General features: G+C 59.8%; 34 protein-coding genes. 23 read left to right on the top strand and 11 right to left on the bottom strand.

Features of this window, described 5'->3' with window-relative positions; genetic code table 11:
- Positions 1–16: 16 nt before the first annotated feature.
- The 7 genes from GKC28_RS00955 to GKC28_RS00985 form a co-directional block, all read right to left on the bottom strand.
- On the bottom strand, positions 17–1,018 hold the full coding sequence (locus GKC28_RS00955; RefSeq protein WP_174144670.1) for a tyrosine recombinase XerC: 1,002 nt from the start codon (positions 1,016–1,018) through the stop codon (positions 17–19).
- Positions 1,012–1,218 (bottom strand): AlpA family transcriptional regulator, encoded by a 207-nt coding sequence (locus tag GKC28_RS00960; protein ID WP_174144671.1) that lies wholly within the window; start codon positions 1,216–1,218, stop codon positions 1,012–1,014. Before GKC28_RS00960 ends, GKC28_RS00955 begins: the two co-directional genes overlap by 7 nt.
- Positions 1,219–1,410: 192 nt before the next feature.
- The gene (locus GKC28_RS00965) at positions 1,411–2,100 is read right to left on the bottom strand and encodes a hypothetical protein (RefSeq protein ID WP_174144672.1); all 690 of its coding nucleotides are present in this window, start codon (positions 2,098–2,100) and stop codon (positions 1,411–1,413) included.
- A 115-nt stretch (positions 2,101–2,215) separates the two neighbouring features.
- Positions 2,216–2,593: a hypothetical protein gene (locus GKC28_RS00970; RefSeq protein WP_174144673.1), complete on the bottom strand. Its 378-nt coding sequence runs from the start codon at positions 2,591–2,593 to the stop codon at positions 2,216–2,218.
- Complete coding sequence (locus GKC28_RS00975) at positions 2,590–2,847, bottom strand: hypothetical protein (RefSeq protein ID WP_174144674.1); 258 nt, start codon at positions 2,845–2,847, stop codon at positions 2,590–2,592. Before GKC28_RS00975 ends, GKC28_RS00970 begins: the two co-directional genes overlap by 4 nt.
- 232 nt (positions 2,848–3,079) lie before the next feature.
- Positions 3,080–3,361, bottom strand: a complete 282-nt coding sequence (locus GKC28_RS00980) for a hypothetical protein (RefSeq protein ID WP_174144675.1) — start codon at positions 3,359–3,361, stop codon at positions 3,080–3,082.
- 323 nt (positions 3,362–3,684) lie between these two features.
- The gene (locus tag GKC28_RS00985; protein WP_027259135.1) at positions 3,685–3,945 is read right to left on the bottom strand and encodes a helix-turn-helix transcriptional regulator; all 261 of its coding nucleotides are present in this window, start codon (positions 3,943–3,945) and stop codon (positions 3,685–3,687) included.
- 86 nt (positions 3,946–4,031) lie between these two features.
- Between GKC28_RS00985 and GKC28_RS00990 the strand changes: the two genes are divergently transcribed.
- Positions 4,032–4,268 carry a hypothetical protein gene (locus GKC28_RS00990; protein WP_174144676.1) on the top strand — a complete coding sequence of 79 codons (237 nt, stop codon included), beginning with the start codon at positions 4,032–4,034 and terminating at the stop codon, positions 4,266–4,268.
- Positions 4,265–4,588: a hypothetical protein gene (locus GKC28_RS00995; RefSeq protein ID WP_174144677.1), complete on the top strand. Its 324-nt coding sequence runs from the start codon at positions 4,265–4,267 to the stop codon at positions 4,586–4,588. The genes GKC28_RS00990 and GKC28_RS00995 overlap by 4 nt, the downstream gene beginning before the upstream one ends.
- A gap of 152 nt (positions 4,589–4,740) precedes the next feature.
- On the opposite strand, the gene GKC28_RS01000 is transcribed toward GKC28_RS00995, so the two are convergent.
- Positions 4,741–5,076, bottom strand: a complete 336-nt coding sequence (locus GKC28_RS01000) for a hypothetical protein (RefSeq protein WP_174144678.1) — start codon at positions 5,074–5,076, stop codon at positions 4,741–4,743.
- 9 nt (positions 5,077–5,085) lie between these two features.
- Positions 5,086–5,631 (bottom strand): hypothetical protein, encoded by a 546-nt coding sequence (locus tag GKC28_RS01005; RefSeq protein ID WP_174144679.1) that lies wholly within the window; start codon positions 5,629–5,631, stop codon positions 5,086–5,088.
- A 257-nt stretch (positions 5,632–5,888) separates the two neighbouring features.
- Between GKC28_RS01005 and GKC28_RS01010 the strand changes: the two genes are divergently transcribed.
- From GKC28_RS01010 to GKC28_RS01040, 7 genes are read left to right on the top strand one after another with little or no spacing between them, the layout of a single operon-like run.
- Positions 5,889–6,518: a hypothetical protein gene (locus GKC28_RS01010; protein ID WP_174144680.1), complete on the top strand. Its 630-nt coding sequence runs from the start codon at positions 5,889–5,891 to the stop codon at positions 6,516–6,518.
- The gene (locus GKC28_RS01015; protein ID WP_174144681.1) at positions 6,515–6,724 is read left to right on the top strand and encodes a hypothetical protein; all 210 of its coding nucleotides are present in this window, start codon (positions 6,515–6,517) and stop codon (positions 6,722–6,724) included. The genes GKC28_RS01010 and GKC28_RS01015 overlap by 4 nt, the downstream gene beginning before the upstream one ends.
- Complete coding sequence (locus GKC28_RS01020) at positions 6,721–7,653, top strand: helix-turn-helix domain-containing protein (protein WP_174144682.1); 933 nt, start codon at positions 6,721–6,723, stop codon at positions 7,651–7,653. Before GKC28_RS01015 ends, GKC28_RS01020 begins: the two co-directional genes overlap by 4 nt.
- Positions 7,650–7,943, top strand: coding sequence for a hypothetical protein (locus tag GKC28_RS01025; protein WP_174144683.1), 294 nt, complete (start codon positions 7,650–7,652; stop codon positions 7,941–7,943). Before GKC28_RS01020 ends, GKC28_RS01025 begins: the two co-directional genes overlap by 4 nt.
- 5 nt (positions 7,944–7,948) lie before the next feature.
- Positions 7,949–8,212, top strand: a complete 264-nt coding sequence (locus GKC28_RS01030; protein WP_174144848.1) for a DUF2312 domain-containing protein — start codon at positions 7,949–7,951, stop codon at positions 8,210–8,212.
- 7 nt (positions 8,213–8,219) lie between these two features.
- Entirely contained in the window at positions 8,220–8,642 is a 423-nt protein-coding gene (locus GKC28_RS01035; protein WP_174144684.1) for a DUF1064 domain-containing protein, read from the top strand.
- A 3-nt stretch (positions 8,643–8,645) separates the two neighbouring features.
- On the top strand, positions 8,646–9,212 hold the full coding sequence (locus GKC28_RS01040; protein ID WP_174144685.1) for a hypothetical protein: 567 nt from the start codon (positions 8,646–8,648) through the stop codon (positions 9,210–9,212).
- A 129-nt stretch (positions 9,213–9,341) separates the two neighbouring features.
- Here the strand turns inward: GKC28_RS01040 and GKC28_RS01045 are convergent, their stop codons facing one another.
- A complete protein-coding gene (locus tag GKC28_RS01045) occupies positions 9,342–10,382 on the bottom strand; it encodes a class I SAM-dependent methyltransferase (RefSeq protein WP_174144686.1) in 1,041 nt (346 codons plus the stop codon).
- Positions 10,383–10,700: 318 nt separating this feature from the next.
- The gene (locus GKC28_RS01050; RefSeq protein WP_174144687.1) at positions 10,701–11,546 is read right to left on the bottom strand and encodes a hypothetical protein; all 846 of its coding nucleotides are present in this window, start codon (positions 11,544–11,546) and stop codon (positions 10,701–10,703) included.
- Between the two features lie 595 nt (positions 11,547–12,141).
- On the opposite strand from GKC28_RS01050, the gene GKC28_RS01055 reads away from it, so the two are divergent.
- From GKC28_RS01055 to GKC28_RS01115, 14 genes are all read left to right on the top strand, one after another.
- Positions 12,142–12,327: a hypothetical protein gene (locus GKC28_RS01055; RefSeq protein ID WP_174144688.1), complete on the top strand. Its 186-nt coding sequence runs from the start codon at positions 12,142–12,144 to the stop codon at positions 12,325–12,327.
- Positions 12,328–12,420: 93 nt separating this feature from the next.
- Complete coding sequence (locus GKC28_RS01060) at positions 12,421–12,744, top strand: hypothetical protein (RefSeq protein WP_174144689.1); 324 nt, start codon at positions 12,421–12,423, stop codon at positions 12,742–12,744.
- 12 nt (positions 12,745–12,756) lie between these two features.
- Positions 12,757–12,939: a hypothetical protein gene (locus GKC28_RS01065; RefSeq protein WP_174144690.1), complete on the top strand. Its 183-nt coding sequence runs from the start codon at positions 12,757–12,759 to the stop codon at positions 12,937–12,939.
- Between the two features lie 22 nt (positions 12,940–12,961).
- A complete protein-coding gene (locus GKC28_RS01070; RefSeq protein ID WP_174144691.1) occupies positions 12,962–13,519 on the top strand; it encodes a hypothetical protein in 558 nt (185 codons plus the stop codon).
- Positions 13,520–13,941: 422 nt separating this feature from the next.
- Positions 13,942–14,763, top strand: a complete 822-nt coding sequence (locus GKC28_RS01075; RefSeq protein WP_174144692.1) for a hypothetical protein — start codon at positions 13,942–13,944, stop codon at positions 14,761–14,763.
- Positions 14,764–14,790: 27 nt separating this feature from the next.
- On the top strand, positions 14,791–14,919 hold the full coding sequence (locus GKC28_RS26680; protein ID WP_302480776.1) for a hypothetical protein: 129 nt from the start codon (positions 14,791–14,793) through the stop codon (positions 14,917–14,919).
- A 403-nt stretch (positions 14,920–15,322) separates the two neighbouring features.
- The gene (locus tag GKC28_RS01080; RefSeq protein WP_174144693.1) at positions 15,323–15,571 is read left to right on the top strand and encodes a hypothetical protein; all 249 of its coding nucleotides are present in this window, start codon (positions 15,323–15,325) and stop codon (positions 15,569–15,571) included.
- A gap of 42 nt (positions 15,572–15,613) precedes the next feature.
- Positions 15,614–16,339 (top strand): lysozyme, encoded by a 726-nt coding sequence (locus GKC28_RS01085; protein WP_174144694.1) that lies wholly within the window; start codon positions 15,614–15,616, stop codon positions 16,337–16,339.
- Positions 16,339–16,722: a bacteriophage spanin2 family protein gene (locus GKC28_RS01090; protein ID WP_174144695.1), complete on the top strand. Its 384-nt coding sequence runs from the start codon at positions 16,339–16,341 to the stop codon at positions 16,720–16,722. The genes GKC28_RS01085 and GKC28_RS01090 overlap by 1 nt, the downstream gene beginning before the upstream one ends.
- A gap of 172 nt (positions 16,723–16,894) precedes the next feature.
- Positions 16,895–17,449: a terminase small subunit gene (locus GKC28_RS01095; RefSeq protein WP_174144696.1), complete on the top strand. Its 555-nt coding sequence runs from the start codon at positions 16,895–16,897 to the stop codon at positions 17,447–17,449.
- Positions 17,446–19,392 (top strand): phage terminase large subunit family protein, encoded by a 1,947-nt coding sequence (locus GKC28_RS01100; protein WP_174144697.1) that lies wholly within the window; start codon positions 17,446–17,448, stop codon positions 19,390–19,392. Before GKC28_RS01095 ends, GKC28_RS01100 begins: the two co-directional genes overlap by 4 nt.
- Positions 19,393–19,405: 13 nt before the next feature.
- Entirely contained in the window at positions 19,406–19,939 is a 534-nt protein-coding gene (locus tag GKC28_RS01105; protein WP_174144698.1) for a hypothetical protein, read from the top strand.
- A 59-nt stretch (positions 19,940–19,998) separates the two neighbouring features.
- Entirely contained in the window at positions 19,999–21,525 is a 1,527-nt protein-coding gene (locus GKC28_RS01110) for a phage portal protein (protein WP_254604108.1), read from the top strand.
- Positions 21,452–23,527, top strand: coding sequence for a phage major capsid protein (locus GKC28_RS01115; protein ID WP_254604109.1), 2,076 nt, complete (start codon positions 21,452–21,454; stop codon positions 23,525–23,527). Before GKC28_RS01110 ends, GKC28_RS01115 begins: the two co-directional genes overlap by 74 nt.
- Positions 23,528–23,574 lie beyond the last annotated feature (47 nt).

Genomic DNA, 23,574 nt, shown 5'->3' on the forward strand with positions numbered 1-23,574 from the left:
CGTTTTCCCGTTCTGTTCATGTTCTGGTCCTGCGAGCCTGTGCGGACTGCGAAAGGCGCTTCTGGTTCGCTTGATTTCGGTACTTCTTGACCATCTCGAGCGTCTTGTGCCCGGTCACGGCCTGGATCTCGCTGTCACTGGCGCCAGCTTCGGCCAAGTGTACCGCGGCGGTGTAGCGCCAGCCGTGAATCACAAAGCCCATGGCGCCGATCTTCTCGCGCACAGCCATTACGCGCTGTTGAATGGTCCTTTTGGCCACGCCTTTGTGCAGCGATTGCGCTATGATGAAGCGGCCTTTGCGGGGAAGGTTGTCGAGGTACTGCTTCAAAAACACCGGGCAGGCCACCCACAGCCGCGCTGCAGTCTTTTCCTGGACAACGGCAATGAACTGGCCATCATAGTGCGCCCACTCCATGGCGACCACATCGCCGATCCGCTGGCCAGTGCCGATTCCCAGCAAATAAGCGGTCATTTCCCATTCGAGATCGTTCTTCTTGCAGTAGGTTTCGAAGGCCCGCAGCTTGGCGTCTGGCCAGGGCTCATACTCGCCGCCTGTGAGTTTCTTCACGCCGCTGGCAGGATTCGCCGTGATCCATTCGAGGTCGATGGCGTGGCGGGCGAGAATTGAGATCATTTCGACCATTGCGTTTGCCTTGCGCCAGGTGTCGGCATAGGTGTCGCGGGCGGCGATCACGTCGCGGCGGCGCAGTTTGGTGAAGTCCTTGGGGCCGTTCTTCTCGCGCAGCAGTTCGAGCGTCCGCCGATACTCCTGCTGGACGCGGGGTTTTCGTTCCTTGAACTCGGGCGTTTGATAGTAGCTGACGATCAGCGCCTCGAAGGTGGATTTCGTCTTCTTCTTGGCCCGGCCGGAGCGGATCGCCCAGTAGGCTTCGTCAAACTCCGGGCTGTCCGGATTGTTGGGGAGGCGCTGGTATGTCTCGCCGCGGCGGAAATAGTAGTACGTCCGCCCTTTGACGGTCTTTGTTGTGACGTATTTCCGTTCGAGTTTCTTTACCATGTGAATTCGTCTTCGTTCATAGCGTCGCCGTTGAGCACGGCTTCAAGGTCTGACACGCGCCATCGTTTGCAATCGCCGGTGATAGCCACAGGGGATGGAAGCGAGCCCGTTTCGACCAGACGCCGGAACTCGGCTGGCGCCATGTCCATCATCTTGGCCGCTGTCTTCTCCGCGACGGCTAAGGGGGCGATCCGTCCCATCTTCGTCCCTACCTCGCTTCCCACATGTTGCACCACACCGCGAGCGTGCTCGCGCCAGCAGCTAGCCACCACAAGACGGCGTCACCGCCTTCCCAGGCAGTTGCGAATAAGGCTCCGGCGAGACCGGCGACCAAATGCGACGGCCTCACCATTGCACCGCTCCTGCTGTGGAACGAAATGCGCATTTCTTGCTCATGCTGTGGCCTCCTGCTCCACGGCCCAGCCGCCCCACTGGTCGGCGGCGGCGTTCATCATTCCTGGGAATGATCGGCTCCGCAGGCGTGCCCGTTCTGCGCTGGGCGGCATGCGGTGAATCCGGTTCCACCGCTTCCAGTCCTCTGAGCCCCTGTCGGGCTCCGGCAGGGGCTGAGTTGCGACCAGCTGTGGCAAACCGCGCAGATACCAGCCAGTTGCCTTGTAGGCCGGTTCGCCAAACCAGAAAGGTTGCACCATCTGCGGTGAAGGCAGGTCTGCAGGCATCCTGTCGCGGGCGAGGTCGTTCATTTCCGGATTCTCGATGGCCACGCGCGGGATCTGCGCCGCCCAGCAGACGGTGAATACGCTGACGCCTTCCTCGAACTCCGCGCGCATATCGTCCCAGCTGCGCCCCTTCGGCAGCTGCTTTGGCGGGGACCATTTGCCCGGCCCGGACATCCATCGGCGCCCGGAGCGGCAGAGGCGGGTGCAGGGCGGGTGCATTACGGCGAGCAGGTCCCAGCCTTCCAGCAGGATGCCGTCGCGGATATCGCAGCGGATATGGCGGTTCGATCCGTCCTCTGCCGCCTCGATGTCGCAGGACCACACGTCATGGCCACGCTCGGCAAAGGCGCGGCGGGCGATTCCTGAGGTCTCGCAGCCGATCAGAATGCGCAGGGGCTTCATGGTGGTCCTTCCTGTCGTATTTGAAGCGCTGGGCGCGGCCGGTTTCGTGAGTGATGGCTGGCGCGCCCGGGGCGGAGCGGGGGCCAGCCCGCGGGTATTTGAAAGGGGCCGGGGACTATGCCCCGGCCAGTTGATGCGTCGGCAGGTTTCTGGCCTCAGCAACAGGGAGTGTTTTGGGCAGCGGCGCCTGGCCGCTGTAGGGGCAATCAGGCCGACCATCGGTCGCGCGGCGGGTGCCGTCGAGCGTTTGGTATAGCCGTGCCGTGCGGATCCACGCATCCAGAGCGCTGGGCATGTCGTCGCCGCTGGCTGAGATACCCAGGAGAGTGATGTGCCAGCGCACGGCATCGTAATCGAAGCGGTCGCCGGGATCGGTGCTGCCCGGCATGATCTTTCCGCCGAGCGTCTGCAGCAGCATCGCCTGGCCGAACCGGCAGCGGTTTTGCATATCCTGCGCGGCGGCGTAGATTTCCTGACGGGTCGGCCGCATCATTCGCCCTCCGCGGGCGCGGAAGGTGCGCGGCGGGCCTTGGCGATCCAGTTGTCGATTGCCTCGTCTTCGCCAGCGCCGGTGGCCCAGATGCCGTGCAACTGGATCTCGACCAGTGTCTGCGGCGGCACCTGGTAGGGGTAAAGCCCGCCGGTCTCGATCACCGCGCAGGCGACGGTGTCGCGGCGGTCACTGCCGGTCATCCCAGCGATGGTCTCGGCAAACCTGGCGGCGGTGTCTGATTGTTCGATCTGCATGGTGTGTCCTGTGGTCTGCTGGCGCGGGCGGAAGAATTTGGAGGATTGCATCCGCCCGCGCCGGTCCGCGCCGCAAGACGGTGGCGCGGGTCCCTGGGAAAACCGGCGCGCGCAATCCTCCTTCGCGCGCCGGTCTGTCGGTTATTGCTGTGCGGGCGGGCCGCGCGGGACCGGGCGGCGGGCCGGTCCGGTGGCGGTCACGATGTCAGGGTGCATGTCAGCAATCGCAGGGTCAGGCTGCATTGCGGCGCGGTACCGGGATGTTCTTTTCCGCGATCAGGCTGCGCACCCTGGCGCCGACACGCGCGAGGGTCTGATCTGTCGGTTCCGGCGCGGGTTCGGGCCGGTCGATCAGATGCGCGGCGCGCAGGCGGGCGGGGTCGAACCCCTGGCCGCGTGCGGCCTTCATTGCCGCCCAGGCCGTGGTGAACAGAGTGGTGTCATCGAGGTAGTTCTCAGGCGATCCGGCGATCTGCCGGGCGTCGCGCAGCACGTTGCTGCTTAGGTCTTGCATTCAATCCTCCATCGGTTGATACCGTCATCGATAAACTAAGCAATTTGCGTAGGTCAAGAGTAAAACTAAACAAAATGCTTAGTCGACGTTAGCGCCGGGTTTACTATTTGGCGAGGCAATTGGCGGTGGGGGATTCTGAGATTGCAGATTTAGCGCAACTCACTGGTCGTCAGAGGCCAGTTGCCCCCCGAATACATCTCTAGTTGACGCGGAATAAGACCAATGAATACTGACGACGAAAGGTTCTTGCGGTTGTTAAAAGTGGCTCGCAAGCGTTCGGGGATGCCCTTGGATTTCTGGGCTGACCTGACGGAAGGGTTGGATTACAGCTCTTTGGAGATCCTAGTGGGTAAATCTTCGATCTTCCCAAAGTACATGAACTCAAGCGGTAAGCCGTAGCGCTTCCTAAGCTTTTTGGCGGCGGTCAGGGACAGCTCACGCTTCGCGTTCTCGAAGGGGCCATAGCCCTGTTCGGTCATGCCTGCCCGCTCCGCAAATTCCTTTTTCGAGAGGCCGAGTATCTCCCGGACCCGCCTTAGGCGCGCTGCAACGGCTTCAATGTGGTCTTCCTGGTCTTCCAGCATGTTCAATAACTACCCTTGAAGCTGAATTGCAGCACTGAACAATTTGCGTATTTACAAACTAAACAAAATGCGTAGTTACTGTGCGCATGAGCGAAGAGAACAAACCCCAGACAGTTGCTGATTTCCTTGAAGTGGCTGAGCGCGCCCAGTTTCAAAAGGAGACTGGGTTCTCGGTTCAGCTCGTCACACGCGCAAAACGTGTAGGCCTGTTCCCGGCTCACTGGTTTTGGACGGTTCGCGAATACTGCGACAGGAGGGGAATCGAGGTCCCTGAACATCTTTTCAAAGGTCATCCAGACGCGAGTGGAAAGGATGCCGCATGAGCCGCCCCCGCCTGACCCTGATTGTGAACAATGATGTGCCATGCCCGCAGAATGGCGCGGGCGCGGCTCAAAGCTCTTGGTCAAATCAGTTTGACCCCTATGCGCTGAAGGCCAACGCGCCTGACCTGTGGTCCAGCTATTTCCGCGCCCGGTTCCGCAGCCCGCGCGAGGTGGCGCTGTTCTGCGATGTCAGCTTTCAGACCGCGCTGAACTGGTGGGGGGCGGTGACCGCCCCCGCCAGCCATATCGCGCTGCTGATCATGCTGACCGACCCCGGCGCGCCGGAGTTTTTTGGCCAGGCGGTGGAGCGGGCGGCGTGAAGGGGGCGCAGAGCGACAGGCTGTGCGGCATGCAATCGCACTCCCATAGTCAATTTGCAGTCTGGAAGGCAGGCAGCGGAAGCGACACGTCGCATGCTGCCCGCACCGGCAAATTGTTCAATCAGTTGAGGATCGAACATTGTCTGCCACCGTCATTTGCTAGGGCGTGTCAGCAACGTCACGAGGCCAAGAATGATGTCGCCGATCACCCAGACGGTGAGGATGAACCCTGTACCGATCGATCCGCCGATTGCGGCGCCAGCTTTTTCCGCCTCGCTGGCGGTTCCGTCCATCATTTCTCCGATCTGCCCAAGGTAGGAGAACAGCCAGATGACCATCAGGACATTGAACAGGATCAGCAGCCATTTAAAGATCTTGCCGAAAAATCCGCGCTTGGGCTTGCGCAGCGGATGCCCGCACGATGGGCAGTCGAAGGCTTTCAGAGAGACGTTACCGTCGCAGCTCGGGCATGCAGTAATAGCAGTCATGTCGGTTCCTTAATTGTTGATCGAGCGCCAGCCGGTGGCTTGTTCTTTGATGCAATACGCTTGCATGGCAAAGTCACCTTGCCATTCGCCTTCGCAGGTGTTTCGGACCGTTGCGGACACATCTGCGGGCAGACCGTTGAGGTGTGCAGGGATCGCCTGGCGGCCATTCTGCTGCTCGTTCAGGCAGTAAGCGACCATCGACCACTCTACCGGCCATTCGGACTCGCAGCGGGTAAGGGCTGCGGACATGTCAGCGTCAAGCGCGCCGCGCGCGGCCTCGACGGCATCGAAACCATCCCGTTGCTCCTTGATGCAGTAGGCCTGCATCGAAAAGTCGCCAGCCCATTCGCTGGCGCAATGCGCCTTTATCTCTTCCTCGTTAAAATTTGCGGCGATAGCAGCCGCAGGCAAAGCTGCAAGGCAGCATGCCCAAAGGGGTACTTTCATCTGAATTCCTTTGCGAATCGTCGTCTTGAAATGTCGTTCGACGTGCAGCTTTGGCGGGAAATTGCCGATGGTCAACAATCCGAAAGGCGAGAACCCCAACTGTTTCATCCTGCCTGTCCTCCTCCCAAGGGCGGGATGAATGCGCGCGGTGGGGCGTCTGCCCTGCCGCGCATCACCGGACAAGCGCCGGGTGAACCTGCCGCTGGGCATCACGGGACAGCGGGACAACAAGGCAGCACTGAAAACCGGACCTGGCGCGCCCAGTCTGGGTCATTCGTAGCCGGGAAGTGCAGCCACCGGGGCGCAGGCAGGCGCCAGAGGCGGGTTCACCCGTCACTGCCATTCTTTCAGCAGAGGGCCGCGTAATGGCGGCCCCATCTGCAAAGTCCCTGTTTCGCGCTACCGGGAAAGTCTCCACAGACACGACGCCGCGCGAAGAGCATGATTTCTATCCCACGCCTGCCGAGGTGACCCGGGCTTTCCTTGCCTATGAGGGTGACAGGCTGCGCCAGCTGGGCGCCGTGTGGGAACCAGCCTGCGGCGATGGCGCGATGATGCGCGAATTTGAGGCCTTTGGCTTGCCGTGCATCGGCACTGACCTGATTGACCGGGGCTGTGCTGGTGCCGAGCTTCGCAGCTTCTATGATTTCGACCATACGCTCGCCCCCGCCATCGTCACCAATCCGCCTTATTGCGAGATCAACGCTAGGGACGGCCGCGGGCGCTGGTTAAGCCATGCCCTGGCGCTGGGCGCCGAGTATGTGGCGTTCTTCCTGAATGCTGATTGGCCCTATGCCGCCGGGCTCGCTGGGCTGTTGGCGCAGCACCCTATCAGCCGCGTCTATGGCTGCCGCTGGAAAGTCGACTTCACAGGAAAGGGCGCACCGCCTCAGCGCAACGCCTGGTTCATCTGGGATAGCGCTTGGACCGGTCAGGAAACCGCCTTTCGCCTGATGGACCGGAGCGACGCCCGGCAAGGGGAGTTGATCCTATGATCGACCTTATCGTCGCCAAGGTTGAGCGCCTTTGCCTGCTGACGGACGCGCACAAGGCCCGCAGGGGCCACCGCAGCACCGCCCGCATCATGAAACGCCTGAATGTCGTCACGGCCCGCATTGCGGCCGCTGAGGGCGGGACAGGCCCCGCAGGAGCCGCCCAGCGCGCTGGGCGTAATCAATCGAGCAGCAGGAGGAAAAAATGAGCCAGCGGATCAGAATCCGAAGGCGGTCAGGTTATTCGACAATTCCGAACGCCGTCATTCGTGACACGTCCATCACCGCTGAGGCGCGGCTGATGCTCTGTTACATCATGTCATGCAGCGAGGAATGGGTTTTCTACCGTGAAAAATCCATGGAAATCCTTGGCTGCAAGAAGGACAAGTATCAGCGCATCATTCGCGAGTTGAAGGCAGCCGGCTATCTGATCATTCGCCCCAAACAAGGGGCTGACGGCCGTCTTGATGGCTATGAATGGGAAGTGATCGATGAGCCGTCGGCACATGATGGTGGAGAACAAGCGGGGAACGCACCACAAGATGTAGTTGGGGCGACTTCGCACCGTGAGCCGGAAAAACCGGCCCACGGTGAAAACAGCGTCGAAACGGCTCACCGTGAGCCGGAAAAACCCGCCCGCCGGTTGGACCCGCCCGCCGGTAAAACCGGCCCCTTAAGAAAGAACAACAAACAAAAAGAAAAACAAATAAGTTGCGCGGCTGACGCCCCGCACAAATCAGATTTTGATTTTGATGGGTTCTTTGGTGAATTCGTCAGCGTCTATCCCCGGATGGGCGACCCTGAGGCAACCGAGGAATCGCTGAGAGAAGCGCTGGGCGCTGGTGCTGACCCGAAAGAGATCCTGGCAGGTGCCCGGGCCTATGCCGTCGAGCAGCTGGGCAACAAGCCGCGTTTCATCAAATATTCCGAGAACTGGATCGACGAGAAGCGCTGGCGCCAGCACGTCACCGCGCCAGTGGAGAGCGTGGACCCGCAGAAGGTGCTGGAAGCCCGGGCCCAGGAGATCCGCGACCGCAAGCCTTGGGCGCGAACCATCAAGCCCAGCCAGGCGGGCGAGTGCATCGCAGCAGGTCTGGTCTCGGCAGCCGACTGCCAGGCGGCGGGGATCAACGTATGACCAGCCCGCACCTCGACCCGGAAACCCATGGCACCACATTCGGCAAGATCACCGTGACCGTCGATCTGGGCCTCGGCGATTGCATCATCATTGCCCCGGGCAAGGGCCTGGTCGGCCAGGAAGTGCCCAGCCGCAAGCGGTTCAACACCCTCGACGAGATCCGGGAAGCCTATCGAACGCAGAACTGGCTTAGCCGGAAACCTGAGCGACACCCCCATGCCGGAGACATAGCTCGCGCACTCAAATTCGCGGGGCAGCTCCTGAAAGCAGCACAGGAAAGGAAGCGATAATGTCCATGGACATCAGCGAAGACGAGAAGAGCGAAAACTACCGCGTTACCGAGGCAGAGCTGCGCCAGTTCATCGAACGCTTCGAGCGCCTGGACGAAGAAAAGAAGACCATCGCCGAACAGCAGAAAGAGGTCATGGCCGAAGCTAAAGGGCGGGGATACGACACCAAGGTGATGCGCAAGATCATCGCCCTGCGGAAGCGCGATGAAAACGACATCGCCGAGGAAGAGGCAGTTCTCGACATGTACAAAGAAGCGCTGGGTATGTGAGGGCGCCATGACAGAACGTTTGACGGCAGAGCAGTGCCGCGAAGAGCTGAGAGAGACGTACCGCGAGCAGGGGAAGGACAAGCGCCGTGTGCGGGGAACACAGCGCACCACCACTGCAGACGGTATCACCCATGACAGCAAGACAGAGGCCCAGCGCTGGGTGGAGTTGCAGCTCATGCAGGCGGCAGGAGAGATTTGCGGATTGCGCCGCCAGGTAGATATCCCCCTTCATGGCCGGGATGGCCCCATCATGACGGACAGCGGAAAACAACAGCGCGTTTACCGTGCGGACTTCACCTATGTCGACAAGCGGCTTGGCTGTGTGGTGATCGAGGACCGCAAGGGCCATGAAACCGACGTGTTCAAGCTGAAACGTGCTGTTCTGCTCGCCCAGGGCATGGAAATCCTTGTCACCAAAGCGAAGAGCTGAAGCATGGGTAAGGTCGAGGATCTGAAAGCAGAAATCAAAATGCTGCGCGGACTTCTGGATCAGTCGCAACGCGCTGGGCGCCCAGCGCCTCAACGTCCCGCCCCGGCGGAGGTGGCCGCGCAGCTCGATCTGCCCGATGTAGTGCGCTATCCACTTGCCGACTTTGCAGAGGGCAGGGGGCGCACTGTCAGCCTGCCAGAGAGCGTCGAAGAGATTGCCGAGGTGATCGGCCGGGGGCTCGCTGTTCGCCTGGTGGAAGGCACCCGCGCACGCGGCAAGCGCCGCTGGCGTCGACAGCTGTATGTTCCAGCCGAGATCCCCGAAGAACACCGGATCGTTTCGATGATCGGCCTTGATGCCGCCCGCCGCCTGAGTTTCAGCCATGGGAACTGCATTCTCGAGCTGCCAGCGTGTCACGCTCTTCGCAAGGCGTATCTGGCAGATCATGCGTTCCGCCAGTGGGATGCTGGGGCCAATATCACCGAAATCGCGCGGGAATTGGGTATCGAGCCGAAGACCGCGAAAGGCCTGCTGGATGATGCCGGCTATTGGCGCAAGAGGTTGGGGTAGGCAAATGGGTTTGCCGCCCCCTTCCTTTAGCGCACTTCATTGTCTTTGGGGGCATCTCATGCGCGCGCAGACACCGCCGAGGGCGTGTTGGTCATCGCCGAACTTTCGTCAATGTCGAAGGTTCCTAGATTAAGATTTTTTGCGAACCACATAGGCGTCGTGGCGGGAACCTGTTCTCGCGGTATCATAACGAACTATGGATAGGTCGTTGGGTAGTAGGCCTTCGACAAACTTTGGAAGCATAAAGGTTAGACCCCAGTCGGAAGTAGTGGGATTTTCCACTCCCGAGAGATCGCCTTGGTGGCCCACTTCCTTGAAGGCCTTAAAGAAGAATCCCTCAGCTACAAGTCCTTCAGCAATTGCCACTAGGAACTCATCGCGCGTCCAGTTTGGATGGCCAGCATATCGTTCATACTTTGGCCTTGGAATGTCGCGGATAATTCGAGAAGCAACATCATGCGGTCCATGTGTTGAGAAGAAGAAATAGCCGCCTGGCTTTAAGCATCTACTCACTTCTTCAAACCACGATTTGGCTGCAGACGGTGAAAAATGCGTCCATATACTCTTCGCGATGACTGTGTCGAAGTGATCGTCCGGGAAGCCGAGCGGAGGTGTTTGTTCCGACTGGACCGCGGTTACCCCCTCAATATTCTCGCTCAGCCACTCAATGGAAGGGCCTGACGGGTCTACTCCGAACAGTTCGAACTGTCCCGGGAATGCCCTATTCATGACAGCCAAATTTCGCCCAGTGCTACAGCCAAAGTCTAGAAAGCGGCCTTGCATGCTGGCTCCGGCCAAGCTCAGCTCGTTTAATACAATGTCCAAGTTAAGGAAGTCATAGAAAATGGGGTATTTACCGGGTACATGATGCAATCCAGCGGGAGGCCTTGGGAGGTTGAGTTGCGCAGCGAGTTTGTCTTCTTCCGAGGCGTTAATTATCCATTTTGATAGGTCATCAATAACACTGATGTGACCGGAGGGTTTCGGAGTGTCCGCAAGATCTCCCCTTCCATCCAGAGATTTTACAATTTCTGAGGTTGCCACAGGAAAGAAATCGGTTGTTTGCACCTGCAGTTTTCCGCCAGGCATCTTGATGAATGGTTCAAATTTTTCAAGGAAGCTGTGTAGCTTGCTGGAGGCGTTTTCGCTGGATGTATTTTGGGGCTTCATAATTATCTCGTTGCTCGGTGGATTCTCAAGAACCCATATTCACTACCTGCGATTTTATCTGCGTTTAGCGATCGAACTGTTTGATTGCGTTACACAAGTTCGCTTATGGTCGCTGTTCCTTTTTCCCAATGCCAACTTACCCTAACCGAAGGCAAGTCCCGCTAACAGGTGGAACTTTTGATTTTGGACCGGCGGTTTCTGGTCTCCTGGCCTCGGAAGTCAGCCAAGGGCAGTAAGGAGCCCAACTTGACCGACGCCGCGTCAGGCACAAAGGTCAGCGACGCGCAGGAAGCTGACCGTCACGAGGCGGCTGGGTTTTCAGATTCCCGGGCCAGGAGACGCGCCATTCGCTTTCTTGCGTTCCTGCTCTTCTTTGTTCCGCAGGCGGCTGGCGCTCTTGGCCAGATCCACAGCTGTTTGAAGAAAAATGTCAACCAGCTGTAGCCGCTCGTCTTTGTTTTCCCAAAGATCAATGGTGGCCCAAAGCACCCCGAGCGTCGTTTTGGAGAGCTCGCGTAGGTTGTACGTCATGTCGTCAGGACCAGACATGTAGCTTTCATCGGTTGCATACATCAGTACGTTTCGTCCGTTCGCCATATGCTGAAGATACCTGAGGGCCGCGTCCTCATTTGCGTAACTCGCATAGATGTCTTCGACGAACGACTTGGTCCGTTCACCGTCAGCATTCTTCATACTCAGAAGTTTCAAGGACGCAGGCGCGTAATTAGTTTCGCCTTCATCGTCAAATCGGACAATGATCCGATCTTGGATCTTGGAGTAGGTCAGTGCGAGTGCGAATTCGTTACTTACTATATTCATGATCTCCGTTATGACCCAGCTCAGTGCGGACTTGTATTTGTGGTTGCCGATGCTGAATTTGTCGGTGAGGTTTTTGTATTCGCCAGCGGATGCGCAGCCGACAAACGCCACCACCGCCTCTTCGAGCGCATGTGTCAGGCAGAACGTGGCCGGAACGCTGAACCTGTATTTTCTATCCAATGAGGAGTGGAGCGTCGAAATGCCGCCCGCCCAATACAACGCAGTCAAAGCGTTGTTTGCACGAAACTTAGCTTCATCTGGCAGGTGTCCGATCCTGGCCCGTACCCACAATGCCATCTCGCCTTCCAAGATTCGAAGCAGTTCGGGGTGAATTTTCTCGGACATTTTATCGGCCTTCTGAATTTGAAGCTCCGGCACCATCGTCCAAGAACACAGCGACATCAATGACGTAAGTCGGACAGCCTTAACTTTGGCATTGACGGCCAACATAGTACCGGCCGCGCGCTTTCTGCAAAATGCATTCTTCGCCTGTTGGCGCAGCCAGCCAAGTCGGGAGCGTTCAACCGCCGACCACCACAGTCGGCCGTTCTTGCAGATTCACCGCCTAGGCACCGCCGCAAATATGCTTCTCCTTGCCGCCTTATCTAGCGTCCCGAGTACGGCGCCTTCGCAACCGGTACGGCGCCTTCGCAACCGGCAGCAATAAGCTAGGTGCCAGCGAACGCTGCACCTAGCCTGAGGGGCGGCTTCGGGGCTGCCTGCCGTCATTGGCCTGTGCGAAACTTTTGGCAGATTCAGTCCCGCATAGCAGTTGCTCGTTATGGTGTTTTCTGAACAACTATCGCCGCCGCTGACAAACACCCTCGGATATCAGTAACGCCCCCAAGTCGCGGCCATCTGATATCTTACAAAAACTCTGAGGAGCACCTACTCTTGCGCAGACTCTGCAAGAGTGAAAAGGCCAGTGAAGGAGAATGTTATGAGCGTAGACAATCAGGAGCGCATTGATCGCTTGGAAGCGGCCATCAAGGATCAGGAGGCCCACAAGAAGTTCATCTTGGACTTCGGCTTTACGATGAATGGCCAGCCACCTGAAGTCTTGGCCAAAGAGCCGGATCGCATCATTGAACTGTATAAGAGGCTTATCGAGAAGTACCAGGAATGAGAGAGTTCCCTTCCACGCGCCGCGTGGCGGGGGCAGAGCCGGGGTGGGGCCGCAGTTTTCTTCCCCGGCGAAACCAGTAAAGGAGCGCGGGCGGTGGAGCTCGGAAAAGAGATCAAGTCAAGGATCTATGAAAATATTTTGGATAAAAATTTATCTGAGGAGCAAACCCGCAGGGAGCTTCAACAGGAAAGCGATGAGGCGCTAAGGACAATTTTGCATGTTCAGCCGGCGGAAAAATACAAAGCTGATTGGGGGCTCATCAAGGCATTCTCTCAAGTTGAGCTTGAACGTCGGACGCAGCGCGCATCTGAAAAGTTGGCCCTGAAGACGACGCGCTGGTCGACGGTCACCGGCGCAGTCGCTGCGATAGCAGGGGCGATCATAGGTGCCGTTCTGACGGTGTTCCTGGGGACTTAATGGGAGAAAATCATGGGGTATGTGGTTGCTATTGGAGGGTTTTTGGCTGGTATGTTTCTAATGATTACGGGTAGCCGAGAGCGCCAGGATGGGCCGACCGAACAGGAGCGGCAACGGGGAACTGAAAAGCAAACCATCGGAGTAGCCCTATTGTTAGTTGCGCCTTTACTGGGTGTTCTGATTCAAGATTTTTAGTTTCCAGCTCAGGAGTATTGGTTTGAACATTTTCGATCTCGCTGCTGCATTCTTGTCGAAAATCAGTGCTTCACTTGTCTTCGCTGCTCTTTTTGCAAGTTCCTATGTTCTGTTTTGCCCTTCCCTACCTTCCGAGCTAGGGAGCGAAATCCGAGCGGTTTCCGGGATTGTGTTTGTCTTTGCTCTCGCCTGGCTTGGTTGGACTTTTCTTGGTTGGGTGAAGACAGCGCTGGAAGACAATAGAAGCCGGAAAGCTGCCTTGGCCGTGATTGCTAGCAAGGCTGAAAAGCGGACTATCTCGGTACTGCAGACGGACATACTATTCATGGTGAAGCGGTTTAGTGGCCTCAGTGGAATGTTAGCGAGGCGTGACAATCACCCTCAGGCTGCCGCCCAAATCTCGGACAAGTATGCAAGGTTAGAAGATCTTGGAGTTCAGACCCCGGAAATCGATCTCGCCGCAGCTGATTGGGAATTTGATCTACACTGCAAATTTTTGACCATGGTCTCGTCGTTTCTCGGCAGCAGCGATATTGTGGTCGTTCGGCAACAGGCGGCCGCTTTCTTGGCGTCCAGATAAGGAGAGCGCGACGATGAGGGCGAGGGTGAAGCGCGGATTGTTATGACTTTGGTGCGTTTTCTCTTTTTTGTGGATCATGCTTGTAGTTTTCGGTGAGAACGTGCCACAGACCGTTGAGAACTACCTGTCGGCTCGATCGCAGCCAGAACGAAGTGTTGCAATCGGCTTCGATAGTTCCGGAGATCAGCCTGCGTCCGTCCGAGCACGCCGTCTATTGGAGGCGTTTAATAGCCAAAAGAGATTGTCCAGCGTGCAAAAATTCTGCTGTCGGACATGAAACTCATGTTGGTGCCTCCGATTTTGGTGCTTCTTATTGGGGTAGGGCTGTTCTGGGCGGGTTCGGGCTTCACCAATAGGCCCACCCCTGCAAGTAAGTCCAAATAAGGAGAGTGATTTGAAAGGAAAAGATTTTGAGGCGAGCTATGAATCTTGAGGGAGTTGAAAAATCCCCGAAAGATTACACTGAGCAAAATCGGTTAGTCCTGTTCACCTGTGTGGCCGGAATGACGGGTTTCGTTGTGGCCGTTTACCTTGGGGCCTTCGCCAAGACTGCCGTCACTGAAATTCCACCCTGGCTGTCTGCTGTGGCTTCAGTACTTGCGACTGGCATTAGCGCAATAGCGGTTTTTCTGGTGGCAAGAACCCTTCAGGCAACACGGGAAACCCTAGCGGTTACCCACAATATGGCTGAAGATGCAAAGCAAGTCGGGGTGTCTCAGAGTAGGGCTTGGGTCTCTCCCGATATTGTTTCTACGCAAACCCGCGTGGACCCCAGCGAGAAGGTTGCCACATTTCAAGTAAATTTGAGAGTGCAAAACTATGGGCGTTCACCTGCTACCAGCGTTTGGACGCGTGCCCAGGTGATTTACCATAAATATGGTGACGGCAAATTGGAGGAGACTGTAAGCTTGTCTTGCGTTGGACTGAAGGATAGCCTGAGCTTCGCACCTCATAGCATTTTTCCCGGAAAAATGTTCGAGCAGTCAAGCATCCTGTCGTTTTCTGAGGCCGACCTCAAGATTGAGTGCGAAAGGAATGACGGCAGTGTGTGCCCCATACTTGTGGTTTCCGCAGTTTACAAATGCTCCCATACAGGCGGGCTGCATCAAACGGTTTTCGCATATCTACTGGGTTTTCCTTCACCTACTCACGCAGGTGTCTTGGAGCAGATCTACCCACGAAGTGAAGGCTGGATGCCCAAAGATATTCATATCGGCTTTTTGTGTCATTCTATGGCGGACTAGGGCAATAGTCCAAGTAAGGAGCGAGGTATGAAGCGGAAAAAGCGCGCTGGAAAGGTGGCACGGCTTGGCGATGCGCTTCTGCTCGTGGCTGGGTTCGGGATTCTGTTCCTGCTGATCAGGAGCGTCTACCATTTCTTAATGCCGCTGTTTCTTTAAGGATAGGCCTTCCCTCGATCAGCACCCTCAATTAAGACGCCGACATGTTGAAGCGCGGCGGAACAAAACTTGGCGTCATCAGAAATCACCATCTGTTTGTAGAGTGCGGCGCGCCTGGGTGCGAGCACACCGGGGAAGTCAGGGTTTCAGTCCTTATAGACCGGCTCGGGGATGCTGCGACTGTGGCGCAGGCGATTGAGCGCATGCGCTGCGCCAAGTGCAAACTGCAGATGATCAAGGAATACCGGATCGTTTATGCGGGCGGTTCATGGTCGGCAATGCGTTGCGCAGAGCAAGGTCGGCCAAAGCCCATGGGCTAGTAGGCCTCTAGAAGGAAAATCCGCCAGAGGGCAAAAATCACATACCGCGCGACTTTGCTCGAAACGAGCACAAGGGCGCCCGCATGACGCTTTACGAACGCATTGAACAGGCTTCAACCGGGCTGGCGGTAACCGCGGTCGCTGCCATCGGCTCCGGCGGGCTCTGGCTGGTGCGCCGCATTTTCACCAATCAGCAGCAGATCGAGCTGCTGCAGCGCGAGATCGAGGTGCGCGACGAGCGCCGCGACGAAGACCGCGAGGCGCTGGCCGAGGTGCGCCAGGACGTGCGCGAGATGCGCGGCGAGATCCGCGAAATCCTTCATCGAAAGTGACCGGGCAACGCCCCGGTGGCGGGGTGAAAGGAGAGTTTTGCCATGAAACTGATCGACAACTGGCGGCAGGTGTTTAGGGGCGCGTGGTCCATCCATCTGGTGCTGATCGCAACGGTGATATCTGCGCTGGCTGCTTTCCTTGGCACTACATCGGCAGAAGAGCTAGGTATGAACCCGGTCTATTTTGCGGCGGCCGCGGCTGTCATCAACGCACTGGCTATCCCCGCGCGGCTGATCATGCAGAATGGTTTGTCGGCGCTGCAGCAGTATAGGCGCGACGAGAGCGGGGCAGTCCGGCGGCGCGGTCTTGTGGGGCTTGGCGGCGGTGCCTTGGTGATCGCGCTTGCAACGCCTTTCATTGCGCAGTGGGAGGGCGTTCGATTGCAAGCCTACCGCGACATTGTCGGGGTTCCGACCATCTGTTTCGGGGATACCCATAGCGTGCAGATGGGCGACAGATCGACCATGGCGGATTGCGTGCAGCGGCTCGAGGACGATGTGCAGGCCTTCTATTCCGAGATCGCGCCCTGCATGACTAACCCCGGTATTCCGCCGGGTGTGCAGGCTTCAATGCTCGAACTGGCCTTCAATGTCGGCTCCCCGTCCGTTTGCCGGTCGACGATGATGCGGCTGGCCAATGCCGGGCAATACCAGGCCGCTTGTGATGAGCTGCGGCGATGGGTGATTGCGGGCGGCAGGCGGATACGTGGTCTGGAAAACCGCCGCGCGGATAGCAAGCGCAGTCTGTGTATGCGAGGGCTGACCTGATGCGCTGGCTGCCTTGCCTCTTCCTCTGCCTCGCTCTGGCGTCCTGTGGATCGCTCGCCGGGAAACTGGCGGGCACCATCGGCGGCGGTACGAACGTGGCGGCGAATGTGCAGGCCGGGCGCACCAATGCCCAGACGGTCGGGCAGGCTGAGGTCTCCGATCAACGGATCATCAGGCCGCAGGCGCGCAGCATCGAGCAGAGCACGGGCCGCACGGGCGTGCGCAGCGACAGCGTGCAGACAATCGTGGTGCATGAAGAGCCGCGGCCTTGGCTGCTGCTGGTTGCCCTGGCTGGCTGGCTGCTGCCGACACCTGCGCAGATCGGCGCTGCGTTCCTGTCAGTTGTTGCCAGACCTTTTCGCGGGTCCTTCCCCGGGGGGTAAGCCATGTGGGTACGCGCATACGCAGAAAATCATTTGTGCGTGGGGCTGGGGGGTAGGGTTGTTTATTATATAGCCCGCGCAAGCTGCTGACGTGAAACGACAAATTCAACTGAGAAAGTAAAATTGCGAGTTCTCGGCCCGGTTGGGCGGTTTGCAATAGCTGGGGGCGTAAGTGGCTGGCAATAAAAAGAAAACACGGGGCAGAGAAGTAAACCGCACCGAGCTTGCGGAAATCAACGGTGTGTCGCTGCCGACCGTCGACGAGTGGGTGCGCCGCGGCTGCCCGGTGGTGCAGCGCGGCGGGCGCGGCCGGGCTTGGAAATTCAACACCGCCGAGGTGCGCAGCTGGCGGGATGATGACATCCGGGCGCAGGCCGACCACGGCCCCAGCGCCACCAAGGAACAGCTGATCCTGCGCAAGCTGGCAGCCGAGACTGAACAGGCCGAGCTGGACCTTGCCAAGGCCAGGGAACAGGTGGTGCCGGTCGAGCAGCTCGAGCGCGCCTTGCAGAAGGCTTTCGGCGAGGTGCGGGCAGGCCTGCGCAATGTGGTGCCGAGCCGGGCCGCCCGGCGCCTGATTGGGGAGACTGATGAAACGGCCTTCAAGGAAGTTTTGCTGGAAGAGGTCGACCAGGCACTGACCGCGCTGGCCGACGATGATCTGATTTTCGAGGAAGACATCGAAGGCGGCGAGGACGAAGAGGGCGAGGGGGCGAAAGGTGAGTGAACGCCCGGGCTGATTTTTCCAATGCCCGCGCGATCATTCGCGCATCGCGCCGGGCCCGCGCCTTTCTGCGCCCGCCGCCCAAGCTGAAACCTTCGGAATGGGCCGAGGCGAATATTCAGATCCCGGTCGGCAATGCCGTGCCGGGTCCGCTGCGTTTCGACAATGCCCCATATCAGCGGGAAGTGGTCGACATGACCGCGGATCCGCGTTGCGAACGGGTCACCCTGATGTGGGGCGCCCAGGTCGGCAAGACACAGACGGCGCTGGCGGCACAGGCCTACCGGATCGCCTTTGACCCGGTGTCGCAGATGATGATGCAGCCGAGCCAGGGCGACCTGACCACCTGGCTAGAAACCAAATTCAACCCGCTGGTTGATGCCAATACCGATATGCAGGAGCTGATCGCCAAGCCGCGCGGGCGGGATGGGGTCAACAACCAGCGCATGAAGAGCTATCCCGGCGGCTTCCTCATGTTCAGCTGGTCGGGATCGCCGAAGACGATGCGCGGCCGGTCGGCGCCCTTCATCGTCTGCGATGAAACTGATGGCTATGACCGCACCCAGGAAGGCCACCCGGTCGGGCTGCTGTGGCAGCGTGCGGCGACCTTTGGCGACCAGCGGCTGCTGCTGGAAATCAGCACCCCGACGCTGAAGGGGGCAAGCTGGATCGAAACAGCGTTCCTAGAAGGCGATCAGCGGCATTTCCATGTTGCCTGCCCGCACTGCGGCCATGTGCAAACCCTGAAATGGTCGCAGGTGGATTGGGACAGGGATGAAAACGGCGACCACCTGCCAGAAACAGCGACCTACCTTTGCGAGGGGGAGGGCTGCGGCACCGCCTGGAATGACGGGGAGCGGGTGGCGGCGATCCGCAACGCCGAGCGCGAGGGCGGCGGCTGGATCGCAAAGAAGCCATTCCGGGGCCATGCCTCTTACCATCTTTCCGAGTTGTACAGCTGTTTCCGGCGGCTGAAAGACATCGTGCAATCCTTCCTCGACAAGAAGGCTGCGGGCGATCTGCAAACATTCGTGAACGTGTCGCTCGCCGAGACCTGGGAAGAAGAGGGCGACCGGCTCGAGGCTGCCGTGCTGATGAAGCGGGCGGAAGAATTCGCGGCACCGGTGCCGATGGGGGCAGGCGTGCTGACCGCTGGCATCGACATGCAGACCGACCGCCTCGAGGTTGAGGTGGTGGGTTGGGGACTGGGGGAAGAATCCTGGTCGGTCGACTACCGGACCTTCTGGGGCGATCCCCTGCTGCCGGATGTCTGGCAGGAGCTTGATGATCTGCTTTCGGAGACTTGGACCCATGAAACGGGAACTGAGCTGCGGATATCTGCGGCCTGTCTCGACACCGGCGGCACCACCGGCGGCTATACCCAGGCGGCCTATGACTATGCCCGCAAGCGGCTGGGCCGGAAGGTGTTTGCGATCAAGGGTGTTGGCGGCTGGGGCCGCCCCATCGTCACGGCGCCGACGAAGATCAGGCAGCGCGGCGAGCGTCCTGTGCATCTGCATCCCATCGGCGTTGATGAGGCAAAAGTAGTGGTGGCGCAGCGCGCGCGGATCTCGGAGCCGGGCAAGGGTTATTGCCACTTCCCGCTTGGGCGTGATCCGGCCTGGTTCGACATGTTCACGGCCGAGGCGCTGCGCACCCGCTTTGTCAAAGGCTTCGCCGTGCGGGAATGGCACAACGTGCGCCCTAGAAACGAGGCTTTCGACTGCCGGGTCTACGCCTACGCCGCGCTGCGCATTCTGAACCCCAACGTTGCCCGGCTGGTGCGCGCCTTGGAAGACCAGGGACGGGAACAGGAGGCGGAGGCCGCCGAAGGTCCGCAGGAGGCAGCCGCCGGAAATCCGCCAGAGGCTGAAAAGCCTGCGGCACCCGATGCTGCGAAAAAGCGCGCCTGGAAGCCGAAGAAACGGCGGCGGCGCGCGCACTGAATAAGGTGAGACCGTGGGCAGCATTCCTGGCGAAATCGGGGCGGGGGTAACTTTCCGGGCAGAGATCGAGCTGCCCGTTTATCCTGCGCCGGAATGGTCGCTGTCGCTGATCCTGCGCGGCCCGGGCCAGATCGACCTGACCGGGACACCGTCAGGCACCGGCCACCAGTTGCAGGCGTTGGCCAGCACCACCGCCAGCTGGCAGCCCGGCCGCTACCGGTATGAGCTGCGGGCGACCGATGGCACCGATGTGGTGAAGGTCGAGACCGGCGAGGTGGTGATCGCGCCGGATCTGTCCGCGCAGCCCGCCGGGTATGACGGGCGCAACCATGTGCGGCGGGTGCTCGATGCCATCGAGGCGGTGATCGAAAACCGCGCAACCATCGATCAGCAGAGCTACCAGATCAACAACCGCTCGCTGTCGCGCACGCCGCTGGGTGATCTTCTGAAACTGCGCGACAAGTACCGCGCCGAGCTGGCCGCGCAGAAACGCGCCCGCCGCGGCGCGGCGCTTGGCCGCACCTACAAGGTGCGTTTCACATGCTGAAAAAGTACTTTTCCCGCTCTGCTCCGGTAGAGGACGAACCCCGCCGGAAGGCGCCCCCCATGCTGGCCCGGCCGCGACGCAGCGGCTCGGTGCGGTTTTTCGATGCGGGCGACAGCGACCGGCTGACCAGCGGATGGACGAACATGCCGCTGCCTGCGGATCAGATCATCCGCCGCAACTGGCGGGTGCTGGTGGCGCGCTCGCGCGAGCAGGCGGCAAACAACGATTACGGCAAAGCGTTCCAGCGGGGTGCGCGGCGCAACATCATCGGCCAGAAAGGGCTTGTTCTGCAGGCCCGGGCGAAGGATGGCGGCAAGCTCGATCAGGGCGCGAACCGAGCCATTGAACGCGCCTGGAAAGAATGGTGCCGCGCCCGAAACTGCGACGTGACGGGCCGCCGGTCTTTTCGCCAGATCCAGAAGGCACTGATCAACGGCTGTGTGACAGACGGCGAATTCATGGTGCGGTTTGTCTACGGCCGGGATGCGGGCCCCTGGGGCTTTGCTCTGCAGGTCCTGGACCCGTTGCGCTGCCCGGTGGACTTCGACGAAGAGAAACGCCCGGGCGGCAACTTCATCCGGGCCGGGATCGAATACACCAAGCTGGGCCGACCGGTCGCCTACTACTTCACCACGCTGAGCCCTCATGAGGCCGACTATCACCAGGCCGGGCGCGACTTCGTGAAAGTGCCGGCCGACGAGGTCGTTCACTGGTTCGAAGAAGACATCATCGGCCAGAAGCGCGGGCTTCCCTGGATGGCAACCGCCCTCTGGCGTATGAAACAGCTCGGCGAGTTCGAAAAGTCCTCGCTGGTCAACGCCCGCGAGGGCGCCAACAAGCTGGGCTTTATCGAATGGGAAGAGGGCTACGGGCCCGAAGTCGATGAAGACGAAGAATTCGACGGCATCGAGATCGAAAGCGAGCCGGGGCTTATTCAGGATCTTCCGCGCGGGGCAAAGTTCAAGGGGCACGATCCGCAGTATCCGAACGGCGAGCTGGCAGTCTTCTCCAAGCATATGCTGCGCGGTATCGCCAGCGGCCTGGGCGTGGCCTATAACGATCTGTCCAATGACCTCGAGAACGTAAACTTCTCGAGCATTCGGCACGGCATGCTGGCTGAGCGCGACCATTGGCAGGAGCTGCAGGAGAGCCTGGTCGAGAGCTTTGCGTTGCCGATTTACGAGCGCTGGCTTGCGCGGGCGCTGCTGAGCCAGCGGATCACTTTGGATAACGGATCGCCGCTGCCCGCCGCCAAGCGCCTGAAGTTTATGGACGTGCATTTCCAGCCGCGGCGCTGGGAGTGGATCGACCCGTCGAAAGACGTGAAGGCCGATATCGACGCCATAGACAACATGATCAAGTCGCGCGGCCAGGTCATCCGGGAGCGCGGGCGCGACCCGCGCGATGTCTATGCCGAGATCAAAGCCGACATCGACGACATGCGGGCCGAGGGCATTCCGGAGGATGTCATCACCGCGCTGATCACCGCAATATCAAAAGGAGGGCAGGGCAATGGCCAGCAAGCCAACCCAGGAGCCGGAAGCGCCGGTGAAGGGGCCGACGAAGGAAGTCAGAACAGCAGCTGACCTGGTCGGCCGCTCGCTGACCCGGGCGTTGACCCCGGAACAAATCAATGACCGCGGCGAGGGCGGCGGCCTGCGGCGCATGGGTGAAGTGCGCCAGATCGACGAAGACAAGCGCACGGTTGAGTTGGCGTTTTCCAGCACCCAGCCAGTTCGCCGCTGGTTTGGTGAGGAAGTGCTTTCGCATGAGCCCGGGGCTGTGAACCTCGACCGGCTGAATGATGGCGGCGCCCTGTTGGTAAGCCATGACTGGGACGATCAGATCGGAGTTGTTGAGACGGCGCGTGTCGATGCCGATGGCGTCGGCCGGTCGGTGGTCCGTTTCGGCAAAAGTCCGCGGGCCCAGGAGATTTTTCAGGACGTTGTCGACGGTATCCGGCGGCATGTCTCGGTGGGCTACAAGGTCCATACCATCAAGGAAGACATTCGCGAAGGCCAGCCCAATCTGGTCACCGTCACCCGGTGGGAGCCGTTCGAAATTTCAATCGTTGCCGTTCCGGCCGACCCCAGTGTCGGCGTGGGACGGGATTGGGAAAAACCGCCAGAGGGCGGAAGCCCCGCGGAACGGCAAGCTGCGGGGGAAGTTACGGGCGCGGAAACCCAGCCCGCGGATACTCAGAAAAGGGATAGTGAGATGAAAGAGATCATCACCCGCGATGCCGAGGGCAATCTGGTCCGGGCAAAGGTGGACGAAGACGGCAAGATCGTCGAAGTGCTTGAAACGCTTGAACGTGCAGGCGCAGCAGAGGTGGCCATGCTGAGCCGCGGGCGTGAGCAGGAACAGACCCGCGTGCGCGAGCTGACCGAGCTGGGCGAGGCCTACGACTCCGGCGATCTGGCGCAGCGCATGATCAAGGAAGGCAAAGGCGTCGAGGACATGCGCCGTGAGCTTGTCGACCATCTGCACCAGCGCGGTACGCAGCGCCATGTGTCCGAGGACAGTAACATCGGCATGTCCGACGATGAAGTCGGGCAGTTCTCGTTCCTGCGGGCCATCCGCGCGCTGTCGGAGCCGACCAACCGTCGCGCGCAGGAAGCCGCCGCGTTCGAGTTTGAGGCCTCCGATGCCGCGGCCCAGAAGATGGGCCGTGATGCGCAGGGCATCATGGTGCCGGTCGACGTTCTGACCCGTGCGCTCAACACCAGTGCAAGCGGCGCGGCCGCGGGCGACACTGGCGGGTTCTCGGTCGGCTCGCCGCTGCTGGCGCAGAGCTTTATCGAGATGCTGCGCAACCGCGCGGTTCTGATGCGCCTGGCAACCCCGCTGGGCGGCCTGACCGGCAATCCGGATATCCCGACGCAAGAGTCGGGTGCTGCGGGCTACTGGATCGGCGAAGACGATGACGCGCCGGAAGACATCCTCGGCCTGGGGCAGCGCCAGATGAGCCCGAAGACCGTGGCGGCCTATTCGGAGATCACCCGCCGCACGCTGAAACAGTCAAGCCTGGATGTCGAGGCTCTGGTGCGCCGTGACCTGGCACAGGCGCTGGCGCTGACCATCGACAAGGCAGGGTTCTATGGTTCCGGCGCGGGCAACGAGCCGCTGGGCATCAAGAACACTAATGGCGTGAACGCCATCGACTTTGCCGGTGCGGCCTCTGGTGGCGGGACCGCCCTGCCGACCTGGGGCGAAGTCATCCAGATGGAGACCGAGATCTCAGCCGACAACGCCGATGTGGACTCGATGGCCTATGTGTTCAACGCCCGCATGCGCGGCCACTTCAAGAGCACCGAGAAGTTTTCGGGCACCAGCGGCCAGCCGATCTGGGAGACCGGCAACACCGTCAACGGTTACCGGCCGGAGGTCACCAACCAGATCGTGAACGGCGACCTGTTCTTTGGCAACTTCGCCGATCTGATCGTCGGCATGTGGGGCGGTCTCGACATCACCGTCGACCCCTACAGCCACAGCACCAAGGGGCGCCTGCGGATCGTGACCATGCAGGATGTCGACTTCATCCTGCGCCACGCGGCGAGCTTCTGCTACGGCTCCGACGCCACCTAAGCCGCTGACCTGAGTTCCGCGGCGGGCTGATCCGGCCCGCTGCCCAA

The sequence above is a fragment of the Leisingera sp. ANG59 genome, from assembly GCF_013317235.1.
Taxonomy (GTDB): domain Bacteria; phylum Pseudomonadota; class Alphaproteobacteria; order Rhodobacterales; family Rhodobacteraceae; genus Leisingera.